Origin of the sequence: Erythrobacter sp. (genome assembly GCF_036351135.1) — a bacterium.
Classification (GTDB): domain Bacteria; phylum Pseudomonadota; class Alphaproteobacteria; order Sphingomonadales; family Sphingomonadaceae; genus Erythrobacter.
The window spans coordinates 1-2,392 of sequence record NZ_JAZBON010000004.1 but is presented as its reverse complement, the minus strand read 5'-3'; the positions used below and the strand labels follow the sequence as shown (position 1 = coordinate 2,392).

General features: G+C 64.9%; 3 protein-coding genes and 1 pseudogene. 3 read left to right on the top strand and 1 reads right to left on the bottom strand.

What is annotated here, in order from left to right; all coding sequences use genetic code 11:
* A pseudogene (locus tag V2I30_RS00575) lies at positions 1 to 118 on the bottom strand (response regulator); the annotation flags it as partial.
* A gap of 180 nt (positions 119 to 298) precedes the next feature.
* On the opposite strand from V2I30_RS00575, the gene V2I30_RS00570 reads away from it, so the two are divergent.
* The 3 genes from V2I30_RS00570 (at position 299) to V2I30_RS00560 (ending at position 2,227) form a co-directional block, all read left to right on the top strand.
* Positions 299 to 565, top strand: a complete 267-nt coding sequence (locus V2I30_RS00570; RefSeq protein WP_330660116.1) for a NepR family anti-sigma factor — start codon at positions 299 to 301, stop codon at positions 563 to 565.
* Positions 566 to 609: 44 nt separating this feature from the next.
* Positions 610 to 1,161 (top strand): sigma-70 family RNA polymerase sigma factor, encoded by a 552-nt coding sequence (locus V2I30_RS00565; protein WP_330660115.1) that lies wholly within the window; start codon positions 610 to 612, stop codon positions 1,159 to 1,161.
* Positions 1,162 to 1,291: 130 nt separating this feature from the next.
* On the top strand, positions 1,292 to 2,227 hold the full coding sequence (locus tag V2I30_RS00560; protein WP_330660114.1) for a MipA/OmpV family protein: 936 nt from the start codon (positions 1,292 to 1,294) through the stop codon (positions 2,225 to 2,227).
* Positions 2,228 to 2,392: the final 165 nt, after the last annotated feature.

Here is a 2,392-nt window from a genome sequence, read left to right as displayed (position 1 = left end):
TCATCGCCTGCAAGGTCTCGCGCACAGCTGCATCGCCCGCATCCTGCGAACCTGTCAGCATTCGGGCATAACGGCGCAGGAACGGCAGCTCGCGCGCGATCTCGGATTCAAATGTCATTTATATGGCCTCCTGCAACCCCAAAGCACGGCCGGAGAAAAATGTTCCGGCGCACACGGAACATTCGGCACATGACCCAACTTTCACTGTCAAGATGGCAAAAGACCCTTGCGATGCGCGAGCGGTCGTCGATGATACGGGAATGAGCGGCGTGGCCGCGTTGAAATGGCACTACAACAGATGAGCAAGCATGAACCCGGAAGAAAAGGCAGCGCCCGCGAGCCCGGAGTGACCCCGCCCGCGACCCGCCCTGCCAGCACAACTCCTTCCGCCACGGCCTCTTCCGACAAGAAGCGAACAGGAGAGGCGAATCCGCCCGCATTCGATCCGATCGAGGCGGCGCTGCGGCGGATGTTCAACGACGTCGCGAAGGAAGATGTGCCTGACGACTTCTCGCAATTGGTGGCCCAGTTCGCGCGAAAGCAGCGCGGAGCGGACAAGGAATGATGCCAGTCAGCGAAACAGTCGCTCGCGGGACTGACCCCAAACCCGTGACACCCCACCCCCCCGAAGCCAGCCAGGACACCGTCGAGGACACGTTCTGCGACGATATGATCGCGCTCATTCCCTCGCTGCGTGCCTTTGCGCGCGGCCTGTGCCGCAACCGCGACCTCGCCGACGATCTGGTTCAGGAAGCGATGATGCGCGGCTGGGCGGCGCAGAAGACGTTCACGCCGGGCACGAACCTGAGGGCGTGGATGTTCACGATCCTGCGCAACCACTTCTATGGTCTTGCACGAAAGAAGAAGCGCGAGACCCAGCTCGATCCCGAAATCGCCGAACAGACGCTGGTCCAGAAGGCGACGCAGGAAGACGGGCTCAATCTCGACGATGTCGACCGGGCAATGGCGCGGCTGCCCGCGCACCAGGCCGAAATCCTGTGGCTGATCGCCGGCGCAGGCCTTTCCTACGAGGAGGCTGCGAGCGTGGTCGGCTGCACGATGGGCACGGTGAAGAGCAGGCTCAACCGCGCCCGCGCCGCCGTTCGCGAGATCATCGACGACCCTGGCCGGGTCGAACTGACACCGCGACATGTGGCCTGAGCGCAAGCAGCGCGGGGCCTGTCGGCCCGAACGACCAACCCATTACCCCATTACAAAAAAGCAGGATGCAACGCGCGCCATCGGCCAAGACGATGGCGCGCGCCTGTCGATATTGAAGGAAATCCAGCCGATGGTGCAGCGCAACTGTCAGTCCCCCCACGATCCGATCCTCACCGCCCTGAGTGCGGTCAGGAGCCGCCGCTTGCCGGTCGCGATCGCTTTGCTGGGCGCAACCCTCCCGATCCCCGCGTTCGCCAGTCAGGGTGTCGAGACGATGGACGTCACCACGACCGAGGCCGCCGCGCCGGAAACAGTCTATGACGACACCTGGCTCAGCATCGGCATCGGCGCCGCCGCGTTGCCCAGCTACGAAGGGTCGGACGACACAGTCGTCTCGCCGATCCCCCTGATCCAAGGAAAGATCGGCCCGGTCCGGATCAATCCACGCCCCGCCGGAATTGCGCTCGACTTCGTGCCCAAGCCCGAGAGCGGGCCGCGCCTCTCGGGTGGGCTGAGCCTGCGATACCGGGCGAACCGCACCGGCGACGTGCGTGACGAGGTGGTCGAACGCGCCGCCGAGCTCGACAGTGCGCTGGAGGTGGGGCCGACGATCGGCGTCAGCTTCCCCGGCACAATCCACGGCCGTGACAGCCTCAGTCTCAATCTCGATACGCGCTGGGACGTGCTGGGCGCGCATGATGGGTTCGTGGTCGAACCCAATGCCACCTATTTCTCCCCCTTGAGCCGCGGCATCGCCGTCTCGCTAAGCGTAGGCGCCAAGTTCGCAGACGACAATTTCGCGGACTATTATTTCTCGGTCGACGAGGCCGATGCGGCGGCCACAGGCCTTCCCACCTTCGAGGCAGAGGGCGGTCTGATCAACCTGAACAGCGCTCTGCTGGTCGGCTTCGATCTTGGCGGTGACCTTACCGATGGCGGACCTGCGATCTTCGTGGCGGGCGGCTACACCCGGCTGATGCGCGATGCGGCGGATACGCCGTTCACCAGCATCAGGGGCAGCGCCGACCAGTTCGTCGGCGCCGTAGGCTTCGGCTACACCTTCTGATCGCCCCCGCGCGGGTCCGGCGCATCCGGCCCGTCTTCCAGCTCGCGGTCGAGCGCCTCGGCCTTTTCCTCGATCCGCTCGCGCGTCTCGTCGTAGCGTTCGTCGAAACTCGGCTCGCTCGAGCAGGCGGCCATGATCGCGAGCAGGGCGAACGGGACGGGCAGG